Here is a 15,260-nt window from a genome sequence, read left to right on the forward strand (position 1 = left end):
GGGCGGGGGTGCCGTCGGGGCGCGGGTCGATCGTCCACCAGGCGTCGAGCTCCGGATCGGCGAAACGCACCAGCGGCTCGTCACGGAAATCGTTCAGCACCAACGACTTCCGGCCCGCCAGGCAGTGGCAGGCCGGGACCACGAGCCCGCGTTCCTCTTCGTAGAGCACCTCGATGTCCAGCTCCGCCGAGGGAAACGGCAGCCGCGCGAGCACGATGTCGTTGCGGTGCTCCAGCAACGCGGCCCGCGGCTCGTCCCACTCGACGGCCCGGGTGCTGATCCCGGCTTCGGGATGCCGCTTGCGCAACTCGGTGACGGCGGGGGTGATGATGAGATTCCCGCTGTGCCCGATGGTGATCCGCCGGATACCAGCGCGCGCCCGCGCCTGCGTCACCGCGCGTTCGGCGCACCGCAGCAGCTCGCGGGCCTGCCGCAGGAAGACTTCGCCCGAATCGGTCAGCCGGGTGCCTCGCGGCGTTCGCTCCAGCAGCCGGACGCCCACGAGCGCTTCGAGCCGGTCGATCTGACGGCTCAGCGAGGGCTGGGCCACATGCAGCGCCCCGGCCGCGCGCCCGACGTTGCCGTACTCGGCGACGGCGACGAAATAGCGCACGAGCCGGAGGTCGAGATCGGGAACAGGCACCGGTCCAGCTTATGCCCGAACCGCATGACTGTGCTGCGGAACAGGACTTGGACGGGCCCGGCCGCCGGCTCCTAGCGTTGATCGCATGACGAACGAAACCATGAGCGCCGTGCGGTTCCACGAGTTCGGCGGCCCGGAAGTCCTTGTCCTGGACGAGATCCCGGTGCCACGGCCCGGGAAGGGCCGGATCCGGATCGCGGTCGGCGCCTGCGGCCTCAACCCCGCCGACGCGGGCCTGCACGCCGGGATGTTCAGCCGCGAGCTGCCGGGCGGCGTGGGCCTCGACGTGTCCGGGACAGTGGAGGCGCTCGGCGAAGGCGTGACGGGCGTCGCGGTCGGCGATCGCGTGTTCGGCCCGAGCACCGCCAGCACGGGGGAGGACGGCATAACCCCGGGAGCGCCGTCAGGCGGGGCGGCGGACAAGGCCGTGCTGGCCGAGTGGGCGAAGGTGCCCGAGGGGCTGGACATGCTGCAGGCCGCCGCACTCCCGCTGGCCGCCGAAACCGCGTGGCGTGCCCTCGACCAGCTGGGCGTCGCGCGTGACGACCTCCTGCTGGTGCACGGCGCGGGCGGGGCGGTCGGTTTCGCCGCCGTCCAGCTCGCGCTGCATCGCGGCGCGCGGGTGATCGCCACCGCCGGTCCGGCGCGGGCCGGGGAAATCCGGGCGATGGGCGCCGAAGTCACCTCCTACGGCGAAGGCATAGCCGGCCGCGTGCGCGCCCTCGCGGGTGGTCCCGTGCGGCACGCGCTCGACATCAGCCCGCGCGGCAGCGGTTCGATCCCCGTGCTGATCGAACTGGCCGGCAGCCGCGAACGCGTCCTCACCCTGAGCGATTTCGCGGCCGCCGCGGAGCTGGGCGTGCGCGCCAGCGACACGAGCGTCCCCACCCGATGGGACGTCCTGGACGACGTCGCGCGGCTCGCGGTGAAGGGCTTGCTGACGATCCCGATCGGCCGGACGTTCCCGCTGGCGGAGTTCCGCGAGGCGATCGAGCTGGCCGAGTCCGGCCGCCCGGGCGGGAAGGTGCTGGTGCTGCCGCGATGAGTTTCGGGGTCGCGGGTGGTCTGTCCCGGTTGTACCGTTCCCGCCGAACCAGGGAGGACGACCCATGGACACCCGCAACCTCGCCGAACTGTACGAACGGCCGCCGATCGAGTGGACCTACGCGCGGGAGAGTCTCGACTCCGGGTTCCCGCAGGGCCCGGGCTCCGGCGGGCCGGACAGGCACACCACCTGGCTGACCACGATCAACCCCGACGGCACCCCGCACGTCACCGCCGTCGGCGCGCTGTGGCACGACGGCCGGTTCTGGTTCCAGGCCGGGCAAAGCTCCCGCAAGGGCCGCAACGTGGCGCGCGACCCGCGATGCGCGATGAGCGTTTCCTTCCAGAGCATGGATTTCGTCGCCAACGGGGTCGCGCGCCTGATCACCGATCCCGCGGTGGTCGCCGAGATCGCCGGCCTGTGGGCGGCGGGCGGCTGGCCCGCGAAGGTCGACGACTCCGGCGTCGCGCTCACCGCGCCGTACAACGCGCAGTCGGCGGGCCCGCCGCCGTGGCACGTCTACGCGATCGACGTGAACTCAGCGCACGCCGTGCAGACCGAGGAGCCTTACGGCGCGACACGGTGGCAGTTCTGACGTTTCAGCCGAACGACTGCACCAGGCACGTGCAGGATCCGTGCGCGACGAGTTTGCCCGCCGCGTTGTGGATGCGGGCCTCGGCCGTCGCGGTACGGCGGCCGACGTGGACCGTGTTGGCTTCGCAGCGCAGTTCGCCTTCGTCGAGGCTGACGGGGCGGACGAAGTTCACCTTCAGCTCCAGCGTCGTGTACACGGTCTGGTCCGGCAGCTGGGTGAACACCGCGCTGCCCATCGCCGTGTCCATCAGCGTGGACAGCACCCCGCCGTGCACGGTGAGCATCGCGTTCGCCTGTGCCAGGCCCGGTTTGAGCGTGTACACCGTGCGCCCGTCGCCGAGGTCCGCGCACATCACGCCGAGCGAGTGCCCGACGCCGATCCCTTCGGTGAGCCCCTTGGTGAGCAGGGCCTGCAGCTCTTCGACACGCTTGCTGACGGTCACGGCTTCCTCCGCAGGGAGACGGGCAGGGTGGCCAGTCCCCGCATCGAAACACTGGGCCGGTAAACGGGTTCCTCGGTGAGCACGGTGAACTCCGTGCGCGTGCACAGGCGTTCGAACGTCATCGCGCTCTCCAGCCGGGCCAGCGGCGCGCCGAGGCAGAAATGGGGCCCGTGGCTGAATGCGAGCTGGCGGTTCTTCGCCTCGGCGAAGCGGGTCAGGTCGAGGGCGTCCGGGTCATCGAAGGCCTCCGGGTCGCGGTTCGCGGAACCCAGCAGCAGCACCACACCCGTACCCCTGGGCAGCGTGCGGCCACCGATTTCCACGTCCTCCATCGCGGTCCGCGTGGGGAACGGCACGGGCGTGTCGAAGCGCAGCAGCTCCTCGACGGCGAGCCCCGGGTTGCCGGGCAGGATCTTCCGCTGGTCCGGATTCCGGTGCAGCGCCAGTACTCCGCTCGAAATCAGGTTCATCGTGGTCTCGTGCCCGGCGATGAGCAGCAGCACCCCGATGTCGATGATCTCCTTCTCGGTCAGCCGGTCCCCGCTCTCCTCGACCGCGACCAGCCCGCTGAGCAGATCGTCGCCGGGATGGTCGCGGCGGAACGCGATCAGCTCGGTGAAGTAGCCCGCGAAGTCGTCGACGGCGATCTCCCGCGCCGCCTTCTCCGCGTCGCTCAGCACTCCGTCGGGGTCGAGGCCACGGCTGATGTCCGCGGTCCACTCGCCGAAGGTCTCGCGGTCGCCGACGGGGACGCCGAGCAGCTCGCAGATCGTGGTCAGCGGCACCGGGAAAGCGAGTGCCCGCACCAGATCCACTTCGCCGGCTTCGAGCGCGGCGTCGAGCAGCCCGTCCACGATCTCGCTCACCCGCGGCCGCAACGCCTCCACCGCGCGCATCGTGAACGCCTTGGTCACCAGCGAACGCAGCCGTCCGTGCTCCGGCGGATCCAGCAGCAGGAACGAACCCGGCAGCCGCGCCGGATCCACGCCCGGCCGGAACGGGTTGATGCCCGCCGTGTAACCGTGCCCCCACGCCGGATCGGCGAGGATCGCGGAGCAGTCGGCGTAGCGCGGCACGAGGTGGATGCCGAACCCCGTTTCGTGCACCGGGCCCGCATCGCGGAGTTCGCGGTAGGCGTCGAAAGGGTTGGCACGCAAGGAAGGGTCGAAGACGTCGATCATCACAACGCCTCGAACCGCACCGGAAGCCGCGCCAGCCCGCGCACGATCAGGTTCGGCTTGTACGGCGGCTCTTCGGTCAGTGGGGACATCACGCCGACCCGGCGCAGCAGTTCGTGCAGCAGCACTTCCATCTCCAGCGCGGCCAGCGGCGCGCCGAGGCAGTAGTGGATCCCCAGGCTGAACGCGAGGTGGCGCGGCGGGGGATTCGTGCGGTCGTGGTAGCGCGCGACGTCGAGGCGTTCGGGATCGGGGAACGCCAGCGGGTCGCGGTTCGCGGAGTTGATCAGCACGACCACGCCGTCGCCGGGCCGGAACTCGTGTCCCGCCAAGGTGATCGGTTCCTTCGCCGACCGCGTGGTCATCTGCACCGGCGGCTCGTAGCGCAGTAGTTCGTCCACCGCGCTGGGCACGTATTCGGGGTGCTCGCGCAGCCGCTCGAACTCGGCGGGCTGCCGCATCAGGGCGAGCAGGCCGCTGCCGACGAGGTTCACCGTGGTCTCGTGCCCGGCGACCAGCGTGGTGACGCACGTCGTGAGCAGTTCGAGCTCGGTGAGCACGTCGCCGCGGTCCTCGACCGCCGCGAGCGCGCTCAGCAGGTCGTCCTCCGGATGCGCGCGCCGCAGGTCGATCAGCTCGCGGAAGTAGCGCATGAACTCGCGTGACGCGGTGCTGCGCGCGACGTGCGCCTCCGGCGTCATCAGCACGTCGGGGTCGAAGCCGCGCGCCAGGTCCTGCGACCACTTCTGCACCAGGCCGTGGTCCTTCGCGGGCACGCCGATCAGCTCGCACACGATGGTCAGCGGCAGCGGGTAGGCCATCAGGTCGATCAGGTCGAACTCGCCGGATTCCAGTGCTGCGTCGACAAGTTCGGCGCACAGCTGCTCGACGCGGGGCCGTAGCTGCGACACCGTGCGCGGGGTGAATGCCTTCGACACCAGCGTGCGCAGCCGGGTGTGGTCGGGCGGGTCCATCCACAGGAACGACGTGGGCAGTTCCTCGGCGGCCTCTTCGGCCGAGATGCTGGGGTGCAGCTGGCCCGCCTCGTCGGCGTGGCTCCAGGCGTTGCTCTGCAGCACGGCCGCGCATTCGGCGTAGCGCGTGAGCACGTGCAGGCCCAGCGGAGTCCGGTGCACCGGGCCGGCTTCGCGCAGCCGCCTGGCCGCGTCGTAGGGGGCGGGGCGGTCGGTGAACAGGTTCACCAACGCGGTTTCGGTCGTCGCAGTGTCCACTGTGGAGTCATCTCCCTCGCTCGCTGCGTCAGCCACTCTGCGCGTGCCGGGTGAACGGACCCTGAATCGCCGCTGACGTTTCCCCATCCCGGCCCCGATGCCAATGGGTCGATAGGCAGTGGCGGGATTCCGTTGCCCCGCAACGGATCACTCCCCGAGAGTGGGAACGTCCGCCCCGGGCGGAGAAAGGTGGGGTCCCATGCGTCAGGCCGTGGTGCTCGGCGCGAGCATCGCCGGGCTGCTTTCGGCCCGGGTGCTCGCGGACGCTTACGACCGCGTGCTGATCATCGAACGAGACGAGACCGAGGGTGCCGTCCCGCGCCGCGGCGTGCCGCAGGCGCGGCATCTGCACGGGCTGATGGAACGCGGCAGGCAGATCATGGAGGAGCTGTTCCCCGGGCTCACCGCCGACTGCGCCGCGGCGGGCGCGCCGACCACCGAAGTGCTGCGCGAATCCCGCTGGTATCTCTCGGGGTTGCGGGTCCGGCCCACCGACACGGGGCTCACCACGCTGCTGGCCAGCCGCCCGATGCTGGAGAACGCCATCCTCACCCGGACGCGGGAAATGCCGGGCGTCGAGCTGTCGCGCCGGGCGGCCGCGGGGCTGACCGGCGGGCGGGCGATCACCGGCGTGCGCCTGGCCGACGGCGGGGAAGTGGCCGCCGATCTGGTGGTGGACGCGACCGGCCGTGGCTCGCGCGCCGCGGACTGGCTCGCCGCGCTCGGCCACGAACGGCCCGCCGAGGAACGCGTGGACGTGGACCTGGGCTACTCGTCGCGGCTGTACCGGCGCAAGCCCGAGCATCTCGACGGCGACCTGGCCGTGGTGGTTTCGACCATGCCGGGGTTCCGCGGCGGCGGCGCGATCACCCTCGAAGGCGACCGGTGGCACGTCACGCTGGCCGGCATGCTCGGCGACCACCCGCCGACCGATCCCGCGGAGTTCGAGCAGTTCGCCGCGACGCTGCCGGTGCCCGACGTGCACGAGATCGTGCGCTCGGCCGAACCGCTCGACGACCCCGTGCCGCACCGCTTCCGCGGCTCGCTGCGCCGCCGCTACGACCGGATTTCCGCGTCGCCGCAAGGGTTTCTCGTCGTCGGTGACGCGATGTGCAGTTTCAACCCGTTGTACGCGCAGGGCATGACGGTGGCCGCGCAGCAGGCGCTCGCGTTGCGCGCCTGCCTGCCCGCCCCCGACCCGGCGCGGTTCTACCGCGAGGCCGCCGGAGCCGTCGACGTCGCGTGGCAGATGTCCACCGGATCCGATCTGCGTTACCCCGGCGTCGAAGGCCCGCGCTCACTGCGGAGCCGGATCGTGGGCGCCTATTCGGCGCGGGCGCAGGTCGCCGCCCATCACGACGCCGCCGTGGCCCGCACCTTCATGCGCACCGCGAACCTGACCATCCCGCCGACTTCCCTGCTCGCCCCGGACATCGCGTTCCGGGTGCTGCGCGCGGGGCGGAGGTGACAGCCATGACCCTGCCCGCCCGATTCGACGAAGCCGCCGCCCGTAACCCGGGGCAGCGCATTTCCTTTCCCAGCGAGGACGAACAGCTCAGCTACGCCGAACTCGCCGACTCCTCGCGCCGCATGGCGGCCGGTCTCGCCGAGGCGGGCGCGTGCGAAGGCAGCGTGGTCGGGGTGCTGGCCCCCAATGGAACCGCCTTCCTGCAAGGAGTTCTGGCCGCCGGACGGCTCGGTGCCGCGGCCTGCCCGCTGCCGTTGCCGATGGGGATGCGGGACCTGGAAGGCTATCTTCGCCGCACCCAGGCCATTGTGGACACTGCCGGGATGACCCAGTTGGTGGCCGTGCCCAAGCTGGCGCCCGTCACCGAACACCTCATCGGCCCGCGTGTCCTCGACGCGGAAACCCTGACCCGCCACGACGTGAGCCCGCTGCTCGCCGCCACGCCGGGCCACACGGCGGTCCTGCAGTTCACCTCCGGCAGCACCGCCGCGCCGAAGGGCGTGGTGCTGACGCACCAGAACGTGTTGTCCTGCGCCGAATCCATCACCTCCGCGATCCGGATCACCGGCGCCGACGGCTGGGGCAGCTGGCTGCCGCTGTTCCACGACATGGGGCTGTTCGGCACGGTTACGGGGCTGCTCAACGGGATTCCGGTCGACATCTGGTCCCCGGCCGCGTTCGTGAAGAGCCCGGCGGCCTGGCTGACGCAGTTCCTCGACACCCGCGCCACCATCTGCGCGATGCCGAACTTCGGTTACGACTACCTGTTGTCCACGGTTCCGGAGGACCGCGACCTGGACATGGCGCACTGGCGGGTCGCGTTCAACGGCGCCGAGTCGATCTCGGTCGGCTCCGTGCGCGCGTTCCTGGATCGCTTCGCCCGCGCGGGTTTCCGCCCCGAGGCGATGACGCCCGCGTACGGGATGGCGGAGGCCACCCTCGTGGCGACGCTGCCGCCGCTGGACCGTCCGCCGGTCTACGACTTCGTCGACCGTGCGGCGCTCGCGGCCACCGGGAAAGCGCTTCCCGCGCCCGAAGGCCCTGACGCCAGGGCGATCGTCGGCCTCGGCCGCGCCGTCCCCGGGATGGAAGTGCGGATCGCCGGCGGCACGCCCGACGGCGAGGTCGGCGAGATCGAGGTGACCGGCGCGGCGGTGACCAGCGGCTACCTCGGCCACGACGATGGCCCGTTCACCGAGGACGGCTGGCTGCGCACCGGCGACCTCGGTTATCTGCGCGGCGGGGAGCTGTACTTCACCGGGCGCGGCAAGGAAATGATCACCGTACGCGGGGAGAACGTCTACCCGCTCGACGTGGAGGCGCTCGCGCAGCCCGTCGACGGTGTCTACAAAGGACGATGCGTCGCCTTCACCGACGAAGAGAAGATCGTGCTCTGCGTGGAAACCCGGCTCAAGGACGAGGAGGACCGGAGCAGGCTCACCGCGGAGCTGGCCACCCGGTGCCGCACCGGGCTCGGCGTGGACGGGCTGGTCGTGCGGCTGGTCCCGCCGCGCACGATTCCCAGGACCACCAGTGGAAAGCTCCAGCGGCTCGGCATGCGGGAGCGCTACCGAACGGAGACGGCATGACGGCGGCACCGGACATGGGGCGGATGCACAGCCTCGAGGTCTTCCGGCACTACGACAAGAACCACTGGCGGCTGTTCACCCTGCCGCTCGCCGAGGTCGAGCGGGCGCTGGTGAAACCGGAGTACGTGACCCTGGTCAAGAGCGCGGTCATGGGCGAGTCCAACGTGATCGCGGCCGTGCACGGCTTCCTCAACGAGTTCGCCGAGGACTACGACTTCTCCGCCTTCGCGGTGATCTGGGGCTACCAGGAGGTCCAGCACCACTACGCCTTCACCTCGTGGCTGCAGGCCGTGGGGGAGGAGGTGGACAACCGCGCGGTGGCGGCGATGCGCGCCCCGTACGACCCGGGCAGCACGCCCTCCGCGACGCTGGCCACCAACATCATCTCCGAGCTGACGGTCAACCACGTCTACCGGGCGGTGTCCGCGTGGGTGGAGGAGCCCGTGCTCAAGGACCTGCTGCTGCGCGCGAGCCGGGACGAGGCCGGGCACGCGCGCGAGTTCCGGCACTTCGCGGCCAAACGGCTCGAGGAGCACCCGGAGGAGGTCGCCTCGGTACTGGAAACCCTGTACTTCTACACCTCGGACGACAAGATCAAGCACCCCGTCGGCGTGTTCAAGGCCGGGCTCGACGAGCTGGCCGAGACCGAGACCATCGACACCGGGTTCGAGCTGTTCCTCGACACCGTCGCCGACAGCGGCGAGCTCGACGAGCTGCAGAACAAGATCCGCCGCACCTTCGGCTCGCTGACCGGACACGACCTGTCCTCGAACCGCGCGGTCCGCCGTGCGCTGGCCACGGTGCTGGGATGACCGCGACCCTGCCGTGGGCCGGCACGGAACACCACTGCTTCGGCTGTTCCCCCGACAACCCCAGCGGCCTGCGGCTGGAGTTCACCGACGACGGCGACACGTTGTCCGCGGAATTCGAACTCGACCACCACTACGAGTCCTACCCCGGCGTCGTGCACGGCGGGATCCTCGCCGTGATCTGCGACGAAACCATGGGAAACCTGATCGTGCTGCGGCTCGGCGTGCCCGCGCTGACCACGTCGATGCGGACGCGCTACGTCGGCGTCGTCCGGGTCGGGCAGCCCTACCGGTGCGTCGCCCGTGCCGTCACCGGCGGCGAGCTCGTGCGGGCGAGCGCCGAAATCCTCGATGCCCACGGCGAAATCGTGGGCACCGCCACCGCCACCTACAAACCGCAGAGGAGCGCGGCATGACCGCCGACGTGAGCACCGTCCCCGAGACCGTCACCGAGATCGTGGCCGCCGAGCTGGGCCGCACGCCCGGGTCGCTGGCCCGCGGCACCGACCTGCGCGCCGTCGAGGGCGCCGACTCCATCAAGGTGCTGCGGATGGTCGCCAAGATCGAGCAGGCCTACGACATCGAGCTGGAGGACGAAGAGATCTTCGGGCTCACCACGCTCGACGAGGTGATCACCGTCGTCGGCCGCGCCATCGCCAGGGACCAGGGATGACCGCCGCCACCAACCAGCACTACGACCTGGACCCGGAGGTGTTCGCCCGGTTCCTCGACCCGCTGCGCAAGTATTCCGCCGGGCTGTTCGACTCCGACACGACCACGCTGGAGCAGGCGCAGCGGCGGAAGCTGTCGTTCGTGGCCGGGCAGCTGCGGCTGCTGGGCGGCGAGCGGATCCTCGACGTCGGCTGTGGCTGGGGTTCGCTGCTGCTGTTCATGGCGCAGGAGTACGGCTGCCGCACGCACGGCATCAGCCCGGCCGGGCGCCAGCACGAGTACATCGCGGGCCGGGTCGCGGAACTGGGCCTGGACAGGCTGGTCAGCACCGAGGTCGCGGAGTTCGAGAGGTACGAGCCGGAGGCGGGCGCGTACGACGCGGTGACGCTGCTCGGTTCGGTCGTGCACATGCCGCGGCTCGACGAGGTGTTCGCCAAGATCCGGCGTGCGCTGCGGCGCGGCGGGATGCTGTACCTGTCCGAAAGCTGCTTCCGCAGCGAGGAGGTCCGGAAGGCGTGTGACGAGCGGCCGGGCACGGAGTTCGTGCGGCACAGCGTGTTCGGCTCCGGCGACCTTCGCCCGCTGTCGGAGCTGGTGGCGGCGGCCGAGTCCGCGGGCCTGTCGATCCGCGCCGTGCACGACCTGACCGGCGACTACCGGCGCACGATCGAATGCTGGCTGGCGAACCTCGAAGGCGTGCCCGGGGCGGCCGACCTCGTCAGGTACCTGGAGATCGCCAACGCCGGCTGGGGCTACACCACCAAGCATTACGCCCTCGTCTGCGCGAAGGCCCGCTGATGTCCGCCAACGCGGCCGCCAGGCTGCTCAGCACGGACGACATGGCCGCCGCCGTCGGCAGGTACTTCGAGGGCGCGGCGCACGCCAGGACCTGGCACGTCGAGACGGCGCTGGACTGGTCACGCGCGGACGCCGGCCGGCTCACCGAGGGCCAGCGGTCGGCGGTCGAGTTCGTCACGGTGATCGAGGACCACCTGCCCGGCTATTTTTCGCTCTACACCGAGAACTTCCCCGTCGACGGTTCCGTGGAGCCAGAGCTGTACGAACACAACCGCGCGCTGTACCACTTCACCGTCCGCTGGGCGGCGGAGGAGGACACGCACGCCCGCGCGCTGGCCCGCTATCAGGCGGCGTCCGGGCTGCGGGACGAGGCCGGGGTGCGCAAGGCGCTGATCGAACCAGGTCAGGCGCGTTTCGACCTGCCGTTCGAGCACCCGGTGCAGTTCTTCGCCTACGCGCTGGTGCAGGAGAAGGCCACCCAGATCTACTACCAGCAGCTGCGCGCGGTGGTCGGCGACCCGGTGCTGGGCGAGACGCTGACCAGGCTTTCCCGGGACGAGGCACGGCATTTCACGTTCATGGCGGACGTGGTCACGGCGTACCTGCGGGCGTTCGGGGACGACGTGCTCGACCCGATCCGGGACGTGATCGCCGGGTTCCGGATGCCGCTGGCGGATTCGATCCGCGGGTACTGGCGCTGGGCGCTCAAGATCGCCGACACGGCCCGTTACGACCACACCGACGCCTACGACCACCTGGTGAAAGTCCTCACCCGGGCGGCCGACGCGCCGGGGGAGAAGCTCGGCGAACTGGTCACCTTCGTGGAGTCGTGCCGCACCATCGGCTGAGGTGTTCTTGCGCGCAGCAACGACGGTTCACCGGGTGTTCTCCGGAGTGGGCGAGGCTGGGCGGGAAGCCCCGCGGAGGTCGGAGATGGAGTTCAGACATCTGGTTTCGTTCCTTGCCATAGCCGAAGAACTGCACTTCGGACGTGCGGCGGCGCGGCTGCACCTGACCCAGCCCTCGCTCAGCCAGCAGCTGCAACGGCTGGAACGGACACTGGGGGTCGAGCTCGTCGCCAGGACCTCCCACGAGGTCCGGCTCACCTCGGCGGGCCGTGCTTTCGAAGTCGAAGCACGGGCGATCGTCGCGCAGATGGAAAAGGCCGCCTACTCGGCGCGCGAGGCCGCCGCCGGGCGCACCGGGACGGTCCGCGTCGGCTACAACTTCCCGGCCGGGCAGCACATCCTGCCCGCGACGCTGGCCAAAATGCACGCCGAGTTCCCGGACGTGACGGTCAAACTCGAAGAGAAGCGCACCGGACCGCAGCTCAGCTCGCTGGCCGACGGCGCGCTGGACATCGCGCTGGTCTACGGGCGTCCGGTCACTTCGGACTTCCAGTACCGGCGGCTGCTGCGGCTGCCGATGGTCGCCGTGGTGGGGCAGAACCACAAATGGGCAGGCCGTCCCGGCGTCCCGTTCGCGGAGCTGAGCCGCCAGCCGTGCATCCTGTTCGACCGCGAACAGTGCCCGGCGATGTACGACGCGATCCTCTCGGCCGCCGAGCGCACCGGGATCCGGCTCAACGTGGCGCACGTCATCGACGATCCGGGCGCCACCGCGATCCTGGTGTCGGTGAAACCGTTGGTGGGCTTCGCTTCCGCGTCGCGCGGCATGTTCGCCGGCGCCGCGGCCGGCGGGGTGCGGCCGGTGCCGGTCCAGCTGTACGACCCGGTGCCGACCATCGATCTGTACGCGGTGTGGCGGGAAGACGGATCGGACCGGCTGCAGGAGGCGTTTCTCGACTGCCTCGAAGCGGTGGGCCCGTTCACCAGCCCGCCGATGGCAAGGGCCGAACCGAATCCGGTGCGATAGGCGATCCCAACCGCGCGTTCACGAATTGCGCGTTGCCGCGGCTGTCCCGGTCCGCGAACAATTGTTTTCCGTGGAGACTTCCTTTCCCGGAAAAGGCCGGGAGCTCGCTGCGGACCGGGGCCTGCATTCGGTGCTGGCCGAAGGAAATCCGGACGGACCGCTGTTCGTCCTCGAAGATCGCGAAGTGACCCGCCGTGAATTCGCCCGCCACGTCGAATCGGTGGCCGGGGAACTGCTCCGGCGCGGGGTCCGGCACGGCGATCGCGTCGCCGTGCTGGGCCGGACCGGCTACGAATGGGCGCTGATCGACTTCGCCGCGCTGGCCATCGGCGCCGTCGTCGTCCCGGTGTACCCGACTTCCTCGGCGCACCAGATCGAGCACGTCGTGACCGACTCCGGCGCGGTCTGGTTCTTCGCCGAAACCCCTGAAGACGCCGAGCGATTCGGCGTCGAGAACGTGTGGCTGTTCACCGGGCTCGACGGCTGGCGCGCCGCGCCGGGCCGCGAGTTCGCGGAGTGTCGCGAGGTGCGCGCGGACGACCTCGCGACCATCGTTTACACCAGTGGCACAACGGGTTTACCCAAGGGCTGCATGCTGACGCACGCGAACATGTACGCCTCATCGGCGAACACCGTGCTGCGCGTGGAGCCGATGTTCGAGGGCTCGACCATCCTCGCGCTGCCACTGTCGCATGTGTTCGGTCGCACGATCCTGCTCGCCTGCGTGATCGGGCGGACGCGGACCCGCCTGGTGCCCGGAGTCCCCGAACTGCTCGGCGAACTGGCGGGTTTCCAACCCACTTTCCTCGCGCTGGTGCCGTATGCGCTGGAGAAGATCCGCAAACTCGGGCTGAACTCCTTCGGTGCGCTCACCGACGTGATCTGCGGTGGCGCTTCGCTGGACGACACGACGGCCGAGTACTACGCCGGGCTCGGCGTCCGGATCCTGAACTGCTACGGGCTCACCGAAGCGGCGACGGCGGTGACGGTGAACGCACCGTCCACCAACCGGCCCGGCACCGTCGGCAGGCCGATTCCCGGTACCACGGTGGGAATCGCGGAGGACGGCGAAGTGCTCGTCGCCGGCCCGAACGTCTCGCCGGGCTACTGGCCGAACCGCGCGAAGGAGCAGGATTGGCTGTACACCGGTGACCTCGGTCACCTCGACGCGGACGGATACCTCACGATCACGGGGCGCCGCAAGGAAATCCTCGTCACCAACGGCGGGAAGAACGTCGCGCCCGCGCCGCTGGAGGACCGCATCCGGCTGCACCCGCTCGTGTCGAACTGCATGGTGCTCGGCGACGGGCGCTCCTACATCACCGCACTGATCACAGTGGACACCGACCTGCCGCACGACGATCCCGTGCTGCTCAAGGAAATCCAGTCCGCCGTCGACTCCGCGAACGAGCTCGTCTCGCGCGCGGAATCCATCCGGAAGTTCCGTGTGGTGCACGGGGATTTCACCATCGCGGACGGATTGCTGACCCCTTCGATGAAACTGCGCCGCGCCGCGATCGGCGCGGCTTACGCCGAGGACATCGCCGCTCTCTACTGACGGGAATTGCCAAGGGCAATCGGGCCATCGGGACCGGGCTCGCGCCGTTGCCCGGATTCCGGTGGCCGCCGAAAATCGAAAACGTAACCCGCCGCGTGTGACGGAAGCGGAGAATTCCCATGTATGACGTGATCGTCGTCGGCGCGCGCTGCGCCGGATCGCCCTTGGCCATGCTGCTGGCGCGGCGCGGGCACCGGGTGCTCGTGCTCGACCGCGCGAGCTTCCCCAGCGACACCGTGTCCACGCACTACCTGCACCAGGCCGGGCTGTCCCGGCTGAAGGACTGGGGCCTGCTCGACCGGGTCATCGCGACCGGGACGACGCCCATCACCGAACTGAACTTCACCTACACCGGCATCGACATCCGCGGGTTCGCGGACCCGATCGATGGCCTCGAGACCGTGTACTGCCCGCGCCGCACCGTGCTCGACGCGATCCTCGTCGACGCCGCCCGCGAGGCCGGTGCCGAGGTGATCGAACGGTTCACCGTGTCGGACCTGGTTTTCGACGACGGGCGCGTGGTCGGTGTGCGCGGCAAGGAGGCCGACGGGCGCGAACTGGAGTTCCGCGCGCAGGTGGTCGTCGGCGCCGACGGCGCGAACTCGGTCGTCGCGCGGCAGACCGGGGCCGAGACCTACCGGCACGAGCCCGCCGCGGGCTTCGTGTACTACTCGTACTACAGCGGCCTGGACTGGGGCATGCACCACCGCACCGGGTTCGGCGAGCAGCAGTTCGGCACCTGGCCCACCAACGACGGGCTGAACCTGCTGGCGATCATCCGCCCGCGCGAGCGGTTCTCCGAGTTCCGCGGCGACCCGGACGGGCAGTTCCAGAGCATCTTCGACGACATCGACCCCGCCATGGGCGAGCAGCTGCGCGAGCAGGGCAACCGCGAGGAACCCTTCCGCCCCATGCGGTATCCGGACAACTACTACCGCCGCTCGTACGGCCCGGGCTGGGCGCTGGTCGGCGACGCCGGCTACCACAAGGACCCGTTCACCGGCTGGGGCATCACCGACGCGTTCAAGTACGGCGAGGTGCTGGCGAACAAGCTGCACAGCGCGCTGTCCGGCGAGGTCGCGCTGGAGGAGGCGCTGGCCGAGTACGAGAAGATCCGCGACGCGGAGAGCGCGGGCACCTTCAAGCTCACCTGCAGCCTCGCCGGGCTGAAGCTGAGCCCGTACTACGACGCGGTGTTCAGCGCGACGAGCCAGAGTCCTTCGTACATCAAGAAGTTCTTCGGGCTCATCGCGGGCGGTTACCCGGGCGAGGAGTTCTTCGCCCCGCACAACCTGGAGCAGCTCTACGACGAGGTGGGCGTGCCGCGGGACAAGCGCGTTCTCACCGAGGGATGAC

The 15,260-nt window shown here is 70.2% G+C and carries 16 protein-coding genes; 12 read left to right on the forward strand and 4 right to left on the reverse strand.

Going from position 1 to position 15,260, the window contains the following annotated elements; all coding sequences use genetic code 11:
* The coding region (locus FPZ12_RS39225; RefSeq protein ID WP_144755815.1) for a LysR family transcriptional regulator at nucleotides 1-643 on the reverse strand (643 nt) is incomplete at its 3' end.
* A 100-nt stretch (nucleotides 644-743) separates the two neighbouring features.
* Here FPZ12_RS39225 and FPZ12_RS39230 point away from each other — a divergent pair.
* Together FPZ12_RS39230 and FPZ12_RS39235 are read left to right on the forward strand one after the other, a co-directional pair.
* On the forward strand, nucleotides 744-1,688 hold the full coding sequence (locus FPZ12_RS39230) for an NADP-dependent oxidoreductase (RefSeq protein ID WP_144755824.1): 945 nt from the start codon (nucleotides 744-746) through the stop codon (nucleotides 1,686-1,688).
* Nucleotides 1,689-1,752: 64 nt separating this feature from the next.
* Nucleotides 1,753-2,283 carry a pyridoxamine 5'-phosphate oxidase family protein gene (locus FPZ12_RS39235; protein WP_144755812.1) on the forward strand — a complete coding sequence of 177 codons (531 nt, stop codon included), beginning with the start codon at nucleotides 1,753-1,755 and terminating at the stop codon, nucleotides 2,281-2,283.
* Nucleotides 2,284-2,287: 4 nt separating this feature from the next.
* On the opposite strand, the gene FPZ12_RS39240 is transcribed toward FPZ12_RS39235, so the two are convergent.
* Genes FPZ12_RS39240 through FPZ12_RS39250 form a run of 3 tightly spaced genes read right to left on the reverse strand, consistent with a single transcriptional unit; the run spans nucleotide 2,288 to nucleotide 5,135 of the window.
* A complete protein-coding gene (locus FPZ12_RS39240) occupies nucleotides 2,288-2,725 on the reverse strand; it encodes a PaaI family thioesterase (RefSeq protein WP_144755808.1) in 438 nt (145 codons plus the stop codon).
* Nucleotides 2,722-3,906: a cytochrome P450 gene (locus FPZ12_RS39245; RefSeq protein WP_144755805.1), complete on the reverse strand. Its 1,185-nt coding sequence runs from the start codon at nucleotides 3,904-3,906 to the stop codon at nucleotides 2,722-2,724. Before FPZ12_RS39245 ends, FPZ12_RS39240 begins: the two co-directional genes overlap by 4 nt.
* Entirely contained in the window at nucleotides 3,906-5,135 is a 1,230-nt protein-coding gene (locus tag FPZ12_RS39250; RefSeq protein ID WP_208026164.1) for a cytochrome P450, read from the reverse strand. The genes FPZ12_RS39245 and FPZ12_RS39250 overlap by 1 nt, the downstream gene beginning before the upstream one ends.
* Before the next feature lie 199 nt (nucleotides 5,136-5,334).
* On the opposite strand from FPZ12_RS39250, the gene FPZ12_RS39255 reads away from it, so the two are divergent.
* From FPZ12_RS39255 to FPZ12_RS39300, 10 genes are all read left to right on the forward strand, one after another.
* Nucleotides 5,335-6,603, forward strand: a complete 1,269-nt coding sequence (locus FPZ12_RS39255; RefSeq protein WP_144755799.1) for an NAD(P)/FAD-dependent oxidoreductase — start codon at nucleotides 5,335-5,337, stop codon at nucleotides 6,601-6,603.
* 5 nt (nucleotides 6,604-6,608) lie between these two features.
* Nucleotides 6,609-8,192, forward strand: coding sequence for an AMP-binding protein (locus FPZ12_RS39260; RefSeq protein WP_144755796.1), 1,584 nt, complete (start codon nucleotides 6,609-6,611; stop codon nucleotides 8,190-8,192).
* Entirely contained in the window at nucleotides 8,189-9,004 is an 816-nt protein-coding gene (locus FPZ12_RS39265) for a ferritin-like domain-containing protein (protein ID WP_243770258.1), read from the forward strand. The genes FPZ12_RS39260 and FPZ12_RS39265 overlap by 4 nt, the downstream gene beginning before the upstream one ends.
* Nucleotides 9,001-9,417, forward strand: coding sequence for a PaaI family thioesterase (locus tag FPZ12_RS39270; protein ID WP_144755794.1), 417 nt, complete (start codon nucleotides 9,001-9,003; stop codon nucleotides 9,415-9,417). Before FPZ12_RS39265 ends, FPZ12_RS39270 begins: the two co-directional genes overlap by 4 nt.
* A complete protein-coding gene (locus tag FPZ12_RS39275; protein ID WP_144755791.1) occupies nucleotides 9,414-9,674 on the forward strand; it encodes an acyl carrier protein in 261 nt (86 codons plus the stop codon). Before FPZ12_RS39270 ends, FPZ12_RS39275 begins: the two co-directional genes overlap by 4 nt.
* Nucleotides 9,671-10,471 (forward strand): SAM-dependent methyltransferase, encoded by an 801-nt coding sequence (locus FPZ12_RS39280; RefSeq protein WP_144755788.1) that lies wholly within the window; start codon nucleotides 9,671-9,673, stop codon nucleotides 10,469-10,471. Before FPZ12_RS39275 ends, FPZ12_RS39280 begins: the two co-directional genes overlap by 4 nt.
* Nucleotides 10,471-11,319, forward strand: a complete 849-nt coding sequence (locus tag FPZ12_RS39285; RefSeq protein WP_144755785.1) for an acyl-ACP desaturase — start codon at nucleotides 10,471-10,473, stop codon at nucleotides 11,317-11,319. Before FPZ12_RS39280 ends, FPZ12_RS39285 begins: the two co-directional genes overlap by 1 nt.
* 85 nt (nucleotides 11,320-11,404) lie before the next feature.
* On the forward strand, nucleotides 11,405-12,346 hold the full coding sequence (locus FPZ12_RS39290) for a LysR family transcriptional regulator (protein WP_144755782.1): 942 nt from the start codon (nucleotides 11,405-11,407) through the stop codon (nucleotides 12,344-12,346).
* A 70-nt stretch (nucleotides 12,347-12,416) separates the two neighbouring features.
* Entirely contained in the window at nucleotides 12,417-13,904 is a 1,488-nt protein-coding gene (locus tag FPZ12_RS39295; protein ID WP_243770259.1) for an AMP-dependent synthetase/ligase, read from the forward strand.
* 119 nt (nucleotides 13,905-14,023) lie between these two features.
* The gene (locus tag FPZ12_RS39300) at nucleotides 14,024-15,259 is read left to right on the forward strand and encodes an NAD(P)/FAD-dependent oxidoreductase (RefSeq protein ID WP_144755779.1); all 1,236 of its coding nucleotides are present in this window, start codon (nucleotides 14,024-14,026) and stop codon (nucleotides 15,257-15,259) included.
* The last annotated feature ends 1 nt before the right edge of the window (nucleotide 15,260 follow it).

This window comes from Amycolatopsis acidicola, from assembly GCF_007713735.2.
GTDB lineage: Bacteria > Actinomycetota > Actinomycetes > Mycobacteriales > Pseudonocardiaceae > Amycolatopsis_E > Amycolatopsis_E acidicola.